Source organism: Micromonospora sp. NPDC050784 (assembly GCF_044456765.1).
In the GTDB taxonomy this organism is placed as follows: Bacteria; Actinomycetota; Actinomycetes; order Mycobacteriales; family Micromonosporaceae; genus Micromonospora; species Micromonospora foliorum.
On sequence record NZ_JBITGG010000029.1, the window covers coordinates 50,780 to 65,613 of the forward strand.

General features: G+C 69.8%; 12 protein-coding genes. 7 read left to right on the forward strand and 5 right to left on the reverse strand.

The annotated features are described in order from the left end of the window. The first annotated feature begins 99 nt into the window (after nucleotides 1–99). The 5 genes from ACIBD9_RS29610 to ACIBD9_RS29630 all read left to right on the forward strand — a co-directional run bounded on the left by ACIBD9_RS29610 (nucleotide 100) and on the right by ACIBD9_RS29630 (nucleotide 4,934). Nucleotides 100–1,311 (forward strand): chitosanase, encoded by a 1,212-nt coding sequence (locus ACIBD9_RS29610; protein ID WP_396722585.1) that lies wholly within the window; start codon nucleotides 100–102, stop codon nucleotides 1,309–1,311. A gap of 123 nt (nucleotides 1,312–1,434) precedes the next feature. After that, nucleotides 1,435–1,827 (forward strand): MerR family transcriptional regulator, encoded by a 393-nt coding sequence (locus ACIBD9_RS29615; protein ID WP_366342129.1) that lies wholly within the window; start codon nucleotides 1,435–1,437, stop codon nucleotides 1,825–1,827. Continuing rightward, a complete protein-coding gene (gene trxA, locus ACIBD9_RS29620; protein WP_396722587.1) occupies nucleotides 1,797–2,144 on the forward strand; it encodes a thioredoxin in 348 nt (115 codons plus the stop codon). The genes ACIBD9_RS29615 and trxA overlap by 31 nt, the downstream gene beginning before the upstream one ends. Nucleotides 2,145–2,243: 99 nt before the next feature. Then, on the forward strand, nucleotides 2,244–2,882 hold the full coding sequence (locus ACIBD9_RS29625) for a class I SAM-dependent DNA methyltransferase (protein ID WP_396722589.1): 639 nt from the start codon (nucleotides 2,244–2,246) through the stop codon (nucleotides 2,880–2,882). Nucleotides 2,883–3,041: 159 nt separating this feature from the next. Then, nucleotides 3,042–4,934: an ABC transporter ATP-binding protein gene (locus ACIBD9_RS29630; RefSeq protein WP_396722591.1), complete on the forward strand. Its 1,893-nt coding sequence runs from the start codon at nucleotides 3,042–3,044 to the stop codon at nucleotides 4,932–4,934. 121 nt (nucleotides 4,935–5,055) lie between these two features. On the opposite strand, the gene ACIBD9_RS29635 is transcribed toward ACIBD9_RS29630, so the two are convergent. The 4 genes from ACIBD9_RS29635 to ACIBD9_RS29650 all read right to left on the reverse strand — a co-directional run bounded on the left by ACIBD9_RS29635 (nucleotide 5,056) and on the right by ACIBD9_RS29650 (nucleotide 8,275). Then, a complete protein-coding gene (locus ACIBD9_RS29635; RefSeq protein ID WP_396722593.1) occupies nucleotides 5,056–5,607 on the reverse strand; it encodes a PepSY domain-containing protein in 552 nt (183 codons plus the stop codon). Nucleotides 5,608–5,713: 106 nt separating this feature from the next. After that, a complete protein-coding gene (locus ACIBD9_RS29640; protein WP_396722595.1) occupies nucleotides 5,714–6,268 on the reverse strand; it encodes a DUF5872 domain-containing protein in 555 nt (184 codons plus the stop codon). 28 nt (nucleotides 6,269–6,296) lie between these two features. Next, nucleotides 6,297–7,583 carry an ATP-binding protein gene (locus tag ACIBD9_RS29645; protein ID WP_396722597.1) on the reverse strand — a complete coding sequence of 429 codons (1,287 nt, stop codon included), beginning with the start codon at nucleotides 7,581–7,583 and terminating at the stop codon, nucleotides 6,297–6,299. Then, nucleotides 7,580–8,275 (reverse strand): response regulator transcription factor, encoded by a 696-nt coding sequence (locus ACIBD9_RS29650; RefSeq protein ID WP_396722598.1) that lies wholly within the window; start codon nucleotides 8,273–8,275, stop codon nucleotides 7,580–7,582. The genes ACIBD9_RS29645 and ACIBD9_RS29650 overlap by 4 nt, the downstream gene beginning before the upstream one ends. 102 nt (nucleotides 8,276–8,377) lie before the next feature. Between ACIBD9_RS29650 and ACIBD9_RS29655 the strand changes: the two genes are divergently transcribed. Next, entirely contained in the window at nucleotides 8,378–8,863 is a 486-nt protein-coding gene (locus ACIBD9_RS29655) for a septum formation initiator (RefSeq protein ID WP_396722600.1), read from the forward strand. 549 nt (nucleotides 8,864–9,412) lie between these two features. After that, complete coding sequence (locus tag ACIBD9_RS29660) at nucleotides 9,413–10,303, forward strand: hypothetical protein (RefSeq protein WP_396722601.1); 891 nt, start codon at nucleotides 9,413–9,415, stop codon at nucleotides 10,301–10,303. Between the two features lie 339 nt (nucleotides 10,304–10,642). Here the strand turns inward: ACIBD9_RS29660 and ACIBD9_RS29665 are convergent, their stop codons facing one another. Then, entirely contained in the window at nucleotides 10,643–14,578 is a 3,936-nt protein-coding gene (locus tag ACIBD9_RS29665; protein WP_396722603.1) for a ThuA domain-containing protein, read from the reverse strand. Between the last annotated feature and the right edge of the window lie 256 nt (nucleotides 14,579–14,834).

Sequence of the window (14,834 nt, forward strand, 5' to 3'; positions counted from 1 at the left end):
AATACAGTTTCCTGATGCTCGCGGTGCCCGCCGGGGCCCAACCGTCGCGCCGGGCCACCGACCGGCTGGCGGCCCGCCGCCCCGTCCCCAAGGAACACCATGGTTCACAAGAGAACAGCCGCCTACGTCGTGGGCACCCTGCTGGTCGGCGTCGCCGCCGTCGGCTACGGCCTGCCATCGGCGAGCGCCGCGGCCGCCGGCCCGATCACCGGCCTCGGCGGTAAGTGCATCGACGTGGCCGGCGCCAGCTCGGCCAACGGCACGCCCGTCCAGCTCTACGACTGCAACGGCAGCGCGGCCCAGACGTGGACCGTCGGCAACACCGACAACTCGATCCGGGCCCTCGGCAAGTGCCTCGACGTCACCGCCGCGTCGACCGCCAACGGCGCCAAGGTGCAGCTGTACGACTGCAACAACAGCGGCGCGCAGAAGTGGACCGCCAGCAACGGCGCGCTCGTCAACTCCGGCTCCGGCAAGTGCCTCGACGTCACCGACCGGAGCACCGCGAACGGCGCCCGGTTGCAGATCTGGACCTGCGGTGGCACCACGAACCAGCAGTGGACCCTGCCGGGCGGCGGCAGCACCCCCACGCCCACGCCCACCACCCCGAGCGGGACCAACCTCGACGACCCGGCGAAGAAGAACGTCGCCATGCAGCTCGTCTCGGCCGCGGAGAACTCCTCGCTCGACTGGCGCGCGCAGTTCTCCTACATCGAGGACATCGGCGACGGGCGAGGCTACACCGCCGGCATCATCGGCTTCTGCTCCGGCACCGGCGACATGCTCGAACTGGTCGAGGCGTACACCCGCACCAAGCCGGGCAACGTGCTCGCCGGCTACCTGCCGGCGCTGCGCAACGTCAACGGCACCTCGTCGCACGCCGGCCTCGACCCCAACTTCCCGCGCGACTGGCGGACCGCGGCCACCGACCCGGTCTTCCAGGCCGCCCAGGAGGCCGAACGCGACCGGGTCTACTTCAACCCATCGGTACGCGACGGCAAGAACGACCAGGTCCGGGCACTCGGTCAGTTCGCCTACTACGACGCGGCGGTCATGCACGGGTACGAGGGCATGCGCCAGATCCGCAGCCGGGCCCTGAACCGGGCCAAGCCGCCGGCCCAGGGCGGCGACGAGCGGACCTGGCTCAACGCCTTCCTCGACGAGCGGGTCATCGAGATGAAGAAGGAGGAGGCCCACTCGGACACCTCCCGCGTCGACACGGCCCAGCGGGTGTTCCTCAACAACGGCAACTTCAATTTGAACACCCCACTGGTGTTCGCCGTCTACGGCGAACAGTTCCGCATCGGCTGACGCACAGACGCTCAGGGCGCCGCCTCGCGGCGCCCTGAGTCGTGCTCGGACCCGGGAGCAGGCTTGCCTTGACGCTGACGACAAGGTCTAGCGTGGTCGCGACGGGCTGGTCGAGGAGGTCTGATGCTGATCGGCGAGCTGGCGGAACGGGCAGGCACGAGCACCCGAACGCTGCGCTACTACGAAGCTCACGGGTTGGTACACCCGCAGCGCTCGGCGAACGGCTACCGCGTCTACGACGAGGCGGAGCTGCGAGTCGTCCGGGAGATCCGGGCGCTGCTCGACGTCGGCTTCGGCCTCGAGGACGTCCGTCCGTTCGTCGCCTGTCTACGAGCGGGTAACGCGTCCGGCGACGTCTGTCCGGATTCCGTGCTGGTGCTGCGACGCAAGCTCGCCGAGGTCGACGACTACCTCGATCGGCTCGGAGCGGTCCGTCAGCAGTTGCACACGCAGCTCACCCACGCCATCGCGCACCGGGAGGAAACATGCCCCAGGAAACGAGCGTCAGCTCCCTGACCACCGTCACCGACAACACGTTCGCCGAGCTGGTACTGGCCAGCGACCGGCCCGTCGTGGTCGACTTCTGGGCGGAGTGGTGCCCGCCGTGCAAGATGATCGAGAAGAGCCTCGTCGAGCTGGCGCGGGAGTTCGGCGACCGGATGGCCATCGCCAAGCTCAACTCCGACGACAACCCGCAGGCCACCCGGCGCTACGGAGTCATGTCCCTGCCGACGCTGCTGGTGTTCCGTCGGGGCGAGGTCGTCGGCTCGGTCGTCGGGTCCAGGCCGAAACTCCACCTACGGCAGAGCCTGACCATGCACGCCGGCCTGTGACCGTCACCGCGCCGCGATCAACTCAGGCTCGGCGAGGGCCCCGGCGGCGGCGCCAACGCAGGCGGTGACCGCCTCCACGCCGGGGTTATCGTGCATCGCATGCGCGATCGCGGCTGGCTCGACGACACCAGGACTTCGTACGACACCGTGGCGGTCAGTTACGCCGACCTGCTGCGGGACGTCATCGCCGACGAGCCGTTCCAGCGGGGCATCCTGGCGCTCTTCGCCGAACTGGTGCGAGCCCAGGGGAACGGGCCGGTCGCCGATATCGGGTGCGGTCCGGGGCGGATCACCGCCCATCTGCACGACATCGGCCTGGACGCGTTCGGTGTGGACCTGTCGCCCGCCATGATCGAGGTGGCCCGGCAGGACCACCCCGGCCTACGGTTCGAGGTCGGCTCGATGACTGCTCTCGAACTGGCCGATGGTTGCCTGACCGGCCTGCTCGCGTGGTTTTCTCTGATCCACATCCCCGACGACGAGGTCCCCACAGTCTTCGCCGAGTTCTTTCGGGTGCTGCGGCCCGGCGGAGCCCTGCTGCTGGGCTTCCACGCAGGCGACGGCAGCAGGCTCAAGACGGAGGGCTACGGCGGGCATCCAATGAACGTCTACGTGCACCGTCGGTCACCGGCCCGGGTCGCGACCTGGTTGGATGCTTCCGGCTTCACTGTCGAGGCGGAGATGTCGCATCGCCAAGCCCCGAGCGTCCGAGGTGGCTTCGTCTTCGCCCGTCGGTGAGGGAGGCAGAGCAGCTCCGATGATCGAGATCACTGACCGCCCCCACGGCTCGACCCGCGTGGTGTGTTCGGTCGGATCCGCGCCGACATGAAGCAGCCCGCGCGTTGACTTGACCTCAAGCTCGGGTGAGGTCCTAGCCTGCCGTATCGGAGGTAAGGCATGAGCATGGAAGTTACCGCGTGGATGTCCCTGCACCACGCGATGAACGCGCAGGACGAGCGACCGCTGTCCCGCGCCACCTTGAAGCGGATCGCGCGGTTCGCACGGCCACACCGCGCCTTGATCATCAGGTTCCTGATGTTGAGTGTGGTGACGGCTGTCCTCACGGTGGCGGCGCCCGTTCTCGCCGGCCGCGTGGTCGACGCGATCGTCGACGGCGCCGACAGCGGCGTCGTGATCCGGTTGGCCGTCCTGATCGCCGTGATCGCCCTCGCCGAAGCCGGGCTGGGTCTGGTGACGCGATTTCTCTCCGCCAGCATCGGTGAGGGGTTGATCGTCCAACTGCGGACGGCTGTCTTCGACCACGTTCAGCGCATGCCGGTGGCGTTCTTCACGCGGACCCGCACGGGTGCGCTGGTCAGCCGCCTGAACAACGACGTGATCGGCGCGCAGCGGGCCTTCAGCGACACCCTGTCGAGTGTGGTCGGCAACGCCGTCACGCTGATGCTGACGTTGGCCGTGATGCTCACCTTCTCCTGGCAGATCACGCTGCTGGCCCTCGTCCTGCTGCCCATCTTCGTTCTCCCGGCCCGGCGGATGGGTTCGAAGCTCGCTCAGCTGCAACGTGAAGCAGCCGAACACAACGCGGCCATGAGCACCCGGATGACGGAACGGTTCTCCGCGCCCGGTGCCACCCTGGTCAAGCTGTACGGGCGGCCGGCCGAGGAGTCCGCCGAGTTCGCGGCGCGGGCACGTCGCGTCCGGGACATCGGCATCCGTGCGGCGATGCTGCAGTGGGTCTTCATCACCGCGCTCACCGTCGTCGGCTCGCTGGCGCTGGCCCTGGTCTACGGGCTGGGTGGTCTCTACGCCCTGCGGGGCAGCCTCGACGCCGGGACGGTGGTCGCCCTCGCGCTGCTGCTGTCGCGCCTCTACGCACCGCTGACATCGCTGGCCAGCGCCCGGGTCGAGGTGATGAGCGCGCTGGTGAGCTTCGAGCGGGTGTTCGAGGTTCTCGACCTCAAACCGCTGATCCTCGACAGGGCCGACGCCCGGCCCCTTCCGGACGGGCCGGTCGCGGTCGAGTTCGACGGGGTCCGGTTCGGCTACCCCTCGGCGGACAAGGTGTCGCTCGCGTCCCTCGAGGACGTGGCGAAGCTCGACACGCGCGGCGGCGAGGAAGTGCTGCACGGGGTCTCGTTCCGCGCCGAAGCGGGGCAGATGGTGGCGCTCGTCGGCTCGTCCGGGGCGGGCAAGTCCACGATCGCGCAGCTCGTGCCTCGCCTGTACGACGTCGAGGACGGCGCGGTGAAGCTCGCCGACGTCGACGTACGCGAACTGTCGGCGGAGTCGATCCGGACGGCGTTGGGCGTGGTGACCCAGGACGGGCACCTCTTCCACGAGAGCATCCGCGCCAACCTGGCGTTCGCCCAGCCGGACGCGACCGAGGACGAGATGTGGGAGGTGCTCCAGCGGGCCCGACTCGACGACCTGATCCGCAGCCTTCCCGATGGGTTGGACACCGTCGTCGGTGAGCGCGGATACCGCCTGTCCGGCGGCGAACGGCAACGGCTCACCATCGCGCGACTGCTGCTGGCCCGTCCGCGCGTGGTCATCCTCGACGAAGCCACCGCGCATCTCGACTCCACCTCGGAGGCGGCGGTGCAGGACGCCCTGGCCGAGGCCCTGACCGGTCGGACGAGTGTGGTCATCGCGCACCGGCTCTCCACCATCCGGGCGGCCGACCAGATCCTCGTCGTGGAAGCCGGGCGCATCGTCGAACGTGGCCGACACAGTGACCTGCTCGCCGCTGGTGGCCGCTACCACGAGTTGTACCGCACCCAGTTCGCCCAGGACCAGCCGACGGTCCAGGAGCAACGCGTCGCCATCTGACGCTTCGCGCGCGCCGCAGACGGACGCGGTGGCCGAGCCGTCCAGGAAGGACGGTCCGACCACCGCGTCACAACGCGCCGCCCCTCCCCGGGAAGCACCCGGGGTGGGCAGCGGCCCTCGGTCAGTCGTCGTCGTCGTCGTCGTTGTCGTCGTCCTTGTCGTCGTCGTCCGCGTCGTCGGCGTCGTTGTCATCGTCGTCGACCGGCTCCTGCTCGGCCTTGACCACGGAACCGTTGTCCCGGTCGACGTCCACCTCGTGTTCGGTGTCGCCCGCGACGATCTCGACGCTCCACACCGGCCGGCCGTGCTCCTGCTCGGCTTCGACCTCGACGATCTGACCGCCACCGGCCTTGGCGAGGGCGATCTCACCGGCGCGCTTCTCGTCGACCGCGCTACCCGCCGGCGCGCTGCCGGTCGACGGCGTACCGGATGGGGTGCCGGCCGACGGCGTACCCGATGGGGTGCCGGCCGACGGCGTACCCGATGGGGTGCCGGCCGACGGCGAACCGGTGGTTTCCGGCGCGTCGGTGGCCGTCGGCGCGACGGTTGCCGCGGCGAGTGCGGTGCCGCCGGTCCGTGAGTCGTTCGCGGCGGTGACGCCGAGCGCGACCCCGGCCACCGCCAGCACCGCCGACCCGCCGACCGACGCCAGAAGCAGATTGGTGCGCTTCATCGTGGTGTCCACCTTTCCTCGGTTGTCGACTCCGAGGATCGGCCAGTTCGGGATAGCACCGCGCTGTCCGGAGGCTAAGGCCGGGTTAAGGCGCTCGAGGGCTGGGTCAGCCGCGCCGGTTGAGCTCGGCTTCCAACCGCTGGACGAGCGTCTTGCGGTCCTTGCTGGCACGCTCGTTACGCAGCGCGGTCTTGAGCTGTCGCGTGTCGAGGCCACGGACCAGCTTGGCCGCCTCCGCGACCGACATCTCCGACATCCGGCCGGCCGTGGTGGCATCCCGACGGGCTCGCTTGGCCGGCCCGGTGTTGGCGACGTACTGCTTGCCGGTTCGGGACGCTTCGCGCTTCTTCGTGTCGGTCGCCTGCTTCTGGTTCTCCGACATCTCCTCCCAGGCCTTCTTGGGCAGGTAGCGACTGGTCGTGCCGTCCTTGCGGGCCCGGGTGTCGCCCTCTTTCGTCTGCCATTTCTCGTTGCCCCAGCGCTGCAGTGACTTCTGCCGCTCGTCCTTTTCGCCCAGGAATCCGCCGCCGCGCTTCTTGTACTCCTGAGTGACCAGCTGCGACTTGCGCGCCGACCACTGCCCCGGTCGGCCGCCCTTGTCGGAGGCCTTGACCTCTTCCTTGATCTGCTCTCTGAGCTCGGGTTTCGTATACCGCGCCATGACTGGCAGCTACCCGGCACCGCAGCGGCTATGCGTCCCGCGGCGACGTCGAAGGTCCGAGCCGGAGCAGCACCCGCGCACCGCCGCCCGGGTCGGCCCGCACCTCCAGTCGACCGCCGGCGGCCTGCGCGGCCCGGCGGGCGATGTCCAGGCCGAGGCCGGTGGACCCGGCCGCGCTGGCGCCCCGCCGGATCGCCCCGGCGGGCATGCCCGGGCCCTCGTCGGCGACCGTGAGGACCACCTCGCCGGCCTCGCGGGCGAGCCGGACGGCGAACGGTGTGCCGTCGGGGGTGTGCGCGAAGACGTTGCCGAGCAGGGCGTCCACGGCCGCCGTCAGGTCGTCGGCGGCCACACCGACGGGAAGGGGGCCGGGCGTCAGGTCGAGGGTGACGGCGCGGCCGGTGTCCTCGGCCAGCACCGACCAGAACGCGACCCGGTCGGCGACGATCGCCGCCGCGTCCGAGGAGGCCTGCTGCGCCGGTGTGTGCCGCCACCGGGCCTGCCGGATCAGCCCGGTGACCGCGCGTTCGAGCCCGTCGGCGGCGGCGGTGATCCGGGCGGCGTCGTCCGGGTCCCGCAACGACTCCGCCTCCAGCCGCAACGCCGTCAGCGGCGTACGCAGCTGGTGCGACAGGTCGGCGACCTGTTCGCGTTCCTGCACCAGGAGCACCTGGATGCGGGCGGCGAGGTGGTTGAGCGCGCCGGCCACCTCGCGCAGTTCGGGCGGGCCGACCGGCGTGACCCGGGCGTCCAGCTCGGCGTTGGCCAGCCGGTGTGAGACGGCCGAGAGGTCGCTGATCGGCCGGACCAGGGTGCGCGCCAGCCGGTCGGCGACCAACAGCCCGATCAGCACGAGGATCACGCCGAGCAGCGCCAGCACCAGCCAGGCCCGGGTGACCCCGGCGGTCAGCTCGTGCCGCGGCACCGCGATCCGGATCACCCCGGTGCCGTCCGCCCGACCCTGCACGGCGATGACCACCTCGCGGCCGGCCGCCGACTCCCCCGTGAGGCTCTGTCCGCGCGCGGCGAGGGCCACCGCGGGCGTACGCGGTGTCTGGGCGCCGAGCACCGTGCCGTCCGGCAGGAAGACGCTCACCGGCCGCCCGGACTCCGCGGCGAGCTGCTCCACGGTGAGTCGGATCGTCGCCGCGTCAGCGGTGCCGACCACCGGCACCAGGCTCTGCGCGTCGGCGGTGGCCCGGACGGTGGCCCGGTCCTCGGCGACGGTGCGGAGCAGCAGGGCCAACGGCACCAGGAACGCGATGAGGGTGAGGACGCTGACCGCGGCGACCAGCAGCGCGAGACGCGCCCTCACGGCTGCGCCACCGGGGCTTCGAGACGTACCCCGACACCGCGCACGGTGTGCAGGTAGCGAGGCTGTTGGGCGTTCTCCCCCAACTTGCGACGCAACCAGGACAGGTGCACGTCGACGGTCTTGTCGGCACCGCCGTACGGGATCTGCCACACCTCGGTGAGCAGCTCACGTTTGGTGACCACCTGGCCGGGTCGGCCGGCGAGGTGGTGCAGCAGGTCGAACTCGCGGGGCGTCAGCTCGACCGCGACGCCGTCGAGGGTCACCTGTCGGGCCCGGGGGTCGACGCGGAGTCCGCCGACGACGAGCGTCGGGTCCTGCCCGTCGGCACCGGAGGGTCCCCGCCGCAGCACCGCCCGGACGCGGGCGTCGAGCTGCGCCGCTGTGAACGGCTTGACCACGTAGTCGTCGGCGCCCGCGTCGAGCACCCGGACGATCTCGGTCTCGTCGTCGCGGGCGGTGGCCACGATGACCGGCACCGAGCTGACCGCGCGCAGCATCCGCAGCAGCTCGCGGCCGTCCAGGTCGGGCAGGCCCAGGTCGAGCACGACGAGGTCGGGTCGGTCCTCCAGCGCGTCGCGGAGCCCGGCCATCGCGGTCGAGGCCGCCGCCACCGCGTGGCCGCGTTCGCGCAGGGCCCGGATCAGCGGGGTACGGATCGTCAGGTCGTCCTCGATGAGCAGCAGGCGGGCCACAGCTGGCAGGCTAACCGCTACCGCCGGCAGTGCGGCGCACGTTAACCACGCCTTAGCGTTCGGTTGTGCCAACGACAAGGACGGATCGGGGATAGTCAGGGGATGGGCCGTCGTTCGATCCTCGTCGCCACCGGGTGGGTGGCCACCGCCGCCATCGCGACCCTGATCGGCCTGGGCGCGATCCGGTTGGTGGGCGAGAGCCTCACCGGCACCCCCGGTGGAGTGCGCAGCGCGGCCGAGATCGAGCGGGCGCTCGCCTCACCCCAGCCCGCGCCCACCGGCAACACGGGCACCGCCTCGGCCGCGCCAGGCACGGCGAGCACCGCACCGGCCGCGTCGAGCGCGGCACCGAGCGGCGACTCCGGGGCCCGCCGGGGGTTTGCCACCGACGGCGGCACGGCCGTGGCCGAGTGCGGCGTTGGCGGCGTACGCCTCGTCTCCTGGGCGCCCGCGCAGGGTTACCGGGTCCGCGACGTGGACCGGGGCCCCGACGACGACGTCGAGGTCACCTTCCAGGGGGCGGCCCGGGAGTACGAGTTGAAGCTGCGCTGCATCGGCTCGGAGCCGGTGGCCGTCGCCGACGACTGACGTCGCCGCAGGTCAGTGCTGGCGGGTTGCCGGCCTCGCCCGGAACGGCTGTACGCCGGCCGTGGTTACGACTGCGGCTGCTGCCGCCGACAACTTCGCGCCAGGGGCATCACCTCGGTCATCGCCCAACGCGGTCAAGGACACGGCTCCGCTGGGAGATCCACGAAGCCTTCCTCGCCTGGCCTGCGCCATCATCTACTGGCGCCGATTCCAACGCTTAAAGAGTTAGCGGCACTCGCCGCAACGACCGGGGAAAGATTCATTCTGATTCTTGCCATCGACGCAGAGTCGAAAACGTCCGTAAACAAGGACCGAAAACGCCATTCTCGCTGGCCAGACCCCAACAGCCGACTCGACAACTCTCGAAGTATCCAAATGAAAACTTGACGTTATGGTTCAGTCGACAGTAGACTCGTGAAGGTCATCTCAGCAACGAATCGGCACGGAACTTCCACCGGGACTGAGAAACCGAGCGCCTTTCGTTGAGATGCATCACTCCGCAGCGTGGTAGGCGTCAGCTGCGCTACTCCATCTTCTGCGCCCCGTGCCATGCGGAATCCTCCTTATTGTTTCAGGGAAGTAGACGTCATCCGACGTATCCGTACTAGCATCCAGTCCCTGATCGGCACCACTGTCGTCGCCGGAGGCGTGGTCATTTTCGCTCCCGCAGCGTCGGCCATCAGCATTCCCGTGGCGTGCAGCCAGGGCGCTCTGGTCGCGGCGGTCACCCAGGCCAACTCCACCGCGACCAGCGACACCCTTGTTCTCGCCTCGGGCTGCACCTACCAGATGACCCTCCCGCACGGGGGGCTCAGCAACGCGCTGCCGGTCATCACCACGCCCATCGAGATGATCGGCCCGGCGACGATCACGCGCACTTCGTTGCTGCCCTTCCGGATCGCGGAGGTCAGCGTCACCGGCAAGCTCACCCTCACTACCGAGATCACGTTCTCCAACGGCAGTGTCGTCGGCAGCGGCGGTGGCATCCTGAACCGAGGTGCGGTCACTCTGACCAGGAGCAGCCTGTACGGCAACACGGCCACGCTCGACGGTGGTGGCCTGGCCAACGTCGACACCAGCACCGGCACAGCGCCGGCCGCAACGTTCACCCGGAGCCCGGTCGTCAACAACTCCGCGCTGCTGAGTGGTGGCGGCATCTACAACGGTCGCAGAGGCACTCTGACTACCAGCGGCGTATCCGGTAGCCCGATGCTCATCACCGGAAACAGCGCAGCGCTCGGCGGCGGTGGAATCGCCGCGCTCAATTCCACCGCGACCACGCTGACCCAGACCGCAGTTACGGTCAACCACGAGCTCCTTACCGCCGGTGGTGTGTATCGCCAGGGTGGCACCATGACCACCACGAACTCCCCGATCAGCGCCAACACGCCGAACAATTGCGTGGGCAGCGCGCCGGCAGTACCCAACTGCACGGGCTGATGGCCGAGGAATCAACACCTAGGCACCCCGATCGGTGAGGTCACGCAGAAGATAGCGATGCGTCGCTTACCCGATCAGATCAGCAAGGCCGCGCCCGCTGGCTCATCGGAGCCAGCGGGCGCAGCCCTTTGTCTCTGGGATGTGGCGTCCCGGGCTCACCGGAGATGACGGCGTACCCGTGCCTGGGCCAACGCGGTCAGCACCGGAAAGGGGAAATTCCCGAAGTGGACTCTCGGCCACACGCAGCAGCACATGCCGACAATCTGTGCCTGCAATACGGGTCTCCCACCGGACGCGGCCGGCACGGATTCCCGTGCCGGCCACGTCATCGGTGGTGGTTCAGCTGGCGTACGCCTCCAACTCCCAGAGCGAGTGGCCGTACCCGGTGCCCCGGGCCGTGCCGTAGATCCGCAGGTAGCGGCCGTTGGCGCCGAGCGCGGTGTGCTCATCCACGCCGCCGTCGGCCCCGGTCACCGTCTTCACGGTGGTCCAGGTGGTGCCGTCATTCGAGGTCTGGATCTGGTACGCGCTGCTGTACGCCGCCTCCCAGCTCAGCTTGACCCGGCCGATCGCGGTGGCGCTGCCGAGGTCCACCCGAATCCACTGCGGGTCGGAGAACGTGCTCGACCAGCGGGTGGTGAGGCTGCCGTCGACCGCCTGGGCGCCGGAGACGTCGGCCCCCTCGTTGCTCGACGTCGACGTGGGTTTGTTCAGCAGCAGGTTGCCGCCGGTCGGGCTTCCGGTGCCGCCGTACACCTCAAACTCGAACAGCGAGTAGCCCCAGGCGGTCCCCCGGGCGGTGCCGAGCAGCCGGACGTACCGGCCGGACCCGCTGAGCCCGGTCAGGTCGTCCACCCCGCCGTCACCACCGCTCACCGTACGGATTGTGGTGAAGTTGACCCCGTCCGGTGAGGTCTGGATCTGGTATCCGCTGCCGTACGCCGCCTCCCAGGTCAGCTTGACCCGGTTGATGGCGTACGAGGCGCCGAGGTCCACGTCGATCCACTGTGGGTCACCGAAGGCGCTGCCCCACCGGGTGCCGGCCACGCCGTCGAAAGCGTTGGCCGCGCCGAACGCGCCCTCGAAGCTGGACGCGCGCGCCGGCTTGCCCTGGGCCAGGTTGGCGCCCGGCTCCGGGTCGGGGTCCGGGTCAGGACCGGGACCGCCGGGGCTCGTGGAGAGGGTGAACTCGTCGATGTCGAAGTACGGGCCGGTGCCCTTGAACACCAGGAACAGGGTCCGGGTGCCGGTCGGGGCGGTGACCCCGCCGGTGACCGTGGCGAAGTTCGCGTACCCGCCGGTGGCCACGACGGTGGTCGAACCGACAAGCGGCCCGGTGGGCGAGTCGACCCGCAACTCCAATGTGCCGCCACCACCGGCCGGTGCGCCGACCCGGGCGCTGAACGACTGGACGCCGGTCAGGTTGTAGGGGCGGAACGAGATCCAGTCGTTGTTGTCGACGTAGCCGACCGCCGCGCCGCCGTGCCCCGCCGCCCCGGCGACGACCTGGACGCCGGACGAGTCACCGAAGTGCTCGGCCTGGCGTACCCGTGGTTGCAGGACGGCCTGGGTGTGCGTGGTCAGCGCCGGCTGGCCACCCCCGCCCAGGTCGGTGTACTCGGCGTCGATGATGCCGAAGATGTTCGCCGCCGTGTCGTGCTCGCCGTCGGCCGAGGTCTGGATGACCCCGGTGCAGCCCTGCGCGCTGCCGAGCTGGTGCCCGTGCGAGTCGTGACCGAGGACGTAGTTCACCTTGACCCGGGCGCAGTTGATCGCACCGTCCTGGGCGTCGGTGACGGTGACAGAGAACGGCACCGCGTCCCCGAAGGTGAAGGTCTGCCCGTTCAACGGGGTGTTCACGGTGACCACCGGGGCACTGTTGCCGACCGTGACGACCACGCTCGCGGTGGCCGTCTTGCCTGTGGTGTCCCGGACCGTCAGCGTCGGGCTGCGGGTCCCGTTGGTGGTGTACGTGAAGCTCGGGTTCGCCGCGGTCGAGTCGGTGGTGCCGTTGTTGTCGAAGTCCCAGGCGTAGGTGAACGGATCGCCGTCCGGGTCGAGGGTGCCGGCCGAGGAGAAGGCCACCGTCAGCGGCGCGGTGCCACTGGTCGGGGTAGCGGACACCTTGGCGACGGGTGCTCTGCCCTCGCGGGCGTACTCGATGCGGTAGAGCGCCGAGTTGGCGTCGCCGTTGAACCAACCGGTGCCGTAGTCGAGCACGTATAGCGCGCCGTCCGGGCCGAACTCCATGTCCATGACCTGGGTGCCGGTCCACGGGAACGGGTTGATCTTCAGCGGTTGGCCGGACGCGTCGAGCTTGATGTTCTTGATCCAGCGGCGACCGAACTCACCGGCGAAGTAGGTGCCGTCGTAGTACTCGGGGAACGCCACGGGCGACGTGTTGTTCGGGTCGTACCGGTAGACCGGCCCGCCCATCGGCGACAGGCCACCGCCGGTGAACTCCGGCGGCGAGCCGGAGCCGCCGTACGGCAACCAGGCCGGGACGGCCGGCGGCAGCTGGGTGATGCCGGTGTTGTTGGGCGAGTTGTTGACCGGCCCGCCGGCGCAGTTGAACTTCGCCCCGGACGGTCCGGACGGGAAGGTGTAGTCGTTGTAGGCGTCGTTGCGGGCCGTGCAGTACGGCCAGCCGTAGAAGCCGGGCCGGTCGATGCGGGCGAACTCGACGTTGCCCGCCGGTCCCCGGTTCGGGTCGGCGGTGCCCGCGTCGGGGCCGTAGTCACCGAGGTAGACGATGCCGGTGGCCTTGTCCACGCTCATCCGGAACGGGTTACGGAAGCCCATCGCGTAGACCTCCGGGCGGGTCCGCGCGGTGCCCGGGGCGAACATGTTGCCGGCCGGGATGGTGTAGCCGCCGGCCGCGCTCGGCTTGATCCGGAGGACCTTGCCGCGCAGGTCGTTGCTGTTCGCCGAAGTGCGCTGCGCGTCGAACGCCGGGTTGCGCCCGGCCCGCTCGTCGATCGGGGTGAAGCCGGCCGAGTCGAACGGGTTGGTGTCGTCACCGGTGGACAGGTAGAGGTTGCCGGCCGCGTCGAAGTCCATGTCACCGCCGACGTGGCAGCACATGCCCCGGCTGGTCGGCACGTTGAGGATCAGGGTCTCGCTGGCCAGGTTGATGGTGTTGTCCGCGTTCACGGTGAAGCGGGCCAGTCGGTTGACGCCGTCCCAGACGGCGAAGTCGGCCGGGGTGCCGGTGGCCGGCGCACCACCGCCGGGGGTGCTCAGTGGTGGGGCGAAGTAGGCGTACACCCAGCGGTTGGTGGCGAAGTTCGGGTCGGCCTTGATGCCCTGCAAACCCTCCTCGTCGCCGGTGTAGACCGGCAGGGTGGCGGCGATCTTGGTGTTGCCGGCGGCGTCGGTGTGCCGGATCACGCCGTTGCGGGAGGTGTGCAGAACCCCCCGGTCCGGTAGGACGGTGAGGCTCATCGGCTCGCCGGTCTCGGCCGCGCCCTTGGCCAACTCCACCTGCTGGAAGCTGCTGGTGACGGTGGGACCACAGTCGGCGTCGACCGCGCCGGCGGCCGTCTGGATGCCGCCGAGCAGGTGCTGCCGGAAGTTCGCCTCGGTGTACGACGCGTCGGTGTGCCCCAGACCCGTGTACCAGGCTCGACCGCCGGAGTAGTTCTGGCACCAGGAGATCGGGTGGTCGGCGCCCATGCTCCCGCCGGTGTAGGTGCTCTCGTCCAGGGTGGCCAGCACGTGCGCGTTGCCCCGGGGGTTGGTGCGGTAGTTGTACAACTCGTCGAACCGGTTCCACCGCTGCGGCAGCGTCGCGGTCGACGGGTGCACCTGGTCGGCGACCTTCACTGTGACGTTCTGCTCGGCCGGGTGCGAGGCGAAGTACGCCCCGACCAGTCCCCCGTACCAGGGCCAGTCGTACTCGGTGTCGGAGGCGGAGTGCACGCCCACGTACCCACCGCCGCCCTGGATGTAGCGCTCGAACGCGGCCTGCTGGGCGGCGTTGAGCACGTCACCGGTGGTGGAGAGCCAGATCACTGCGGCGAACCGGTCCAGGTTGGCGTCGGTGAACTGGGCGGCGTCCTCGGTGGCCTCGACGGTGAAGCCGTTGGCCGCACCGAGTTGCTGGATCGCGGCGATGCCCGGGGTGATGGAACCGTGCCGGAATCCGGCGGTCTTGCTGAAGACCAGGACGGTGAACGGTGCGGCGCTGGCCGTGGGTGGCGCGGCGACGATGCCGCCCGCCACGAGGATCGCGCTCAGCGCGAGGCCGAGCCACGATCTCAGGGATCTGCGCACAGTGGGGGTCCTTTCGCGGTGCGAGGGACGGCGTGCGCCGATCACGCCTGGCGGTGGTGGGACGAGATATGTAAATGCATCGTTGCGTCCGGATCACGGGCGCGTCAAGCTCTCTCCCACCATCCGTGAGAGCGTTATCTCCGCAGGTCAGGCACGACCGTACGGAGTGAGATCGAATAACGGTTTTCGGGGCCGCGATCCACCTGCGGAAGGGCGGTTAGGCGAGGCTGGCCTATGCGAATCTTCCCAAAACAGA

What these genes read in the sequence shown, in the direction of transcription:
- ACIBD9_RS29610 (WP_396722585.1), top strand. Translation starts at nt 100, where the DNA reads ATGGTTCACAAGAGAACAGCCGCCTACGTCGTGGGCACCCTGCTGGTC.
- ACIBD9_RS29615 (WP_366342129.1), top strand. Translation starts at nt 1,435, where the DNA reads ATGCTGATCGGCGAGCTGGCGGAACGGGCAGGCACGAGCACCCGAACG.
- trxA (WP_396722587.1), top strand. Translation starts at nt 1,797, where the DNA reads ATGCCCCAGGAAACGAGCGTCAGCTCCCTGACCACCGTCACCGACAAC.
- ACIBD9_RS29625 (WP_396722589.1), top strand. Translation starts at nt 2,244, where the DNA reads ATGCGCGATCGCGGCTGGCTCGACGACACCAGGACTTCGTACGACACC.
- ACIBD9_RS29630 (WP_396722591.1), top strand. Translation starts at nt 3,042, where the DNA reads ATGAGCATGGAAGTTACCGCGTGGATGTCCCTGCACCACGCGATGAAC.
- ACIBD9_RS29635 (WP_396722593.1), bottom strand. Translation starts at nt 5,607, where the DNA reads ATGAAGCGCACCAATCTGCTTCTGGCGTCGGTCGGCGGGTCGGCGGTG.
- ACIBD9_RS29640 (WP_396722595.1), bottom strand. Translation starts at nt 6,268, where the DNA reads ATGGCGCGGTATACGAAACCCGAGCTCAGAGAGCAGATCAAGGAAGAG.
- ACIBD9_RS29655 (WP_396722600.1), top strand. Translation starts at nt 8,378, where the DNA reads ATGGGCCGTCGTTCGATCCTCGTCGCCACCGGGTGGGTGGCCACCGCC.
- ACIBD9_RS29660 (WP_396722601.1), top strand. Translation starts at nt 9,413, where the DNA reads ATGCGGAATCCTCCTTATTGTTTCAGGGAAGTAGACGTCATCCGACGT.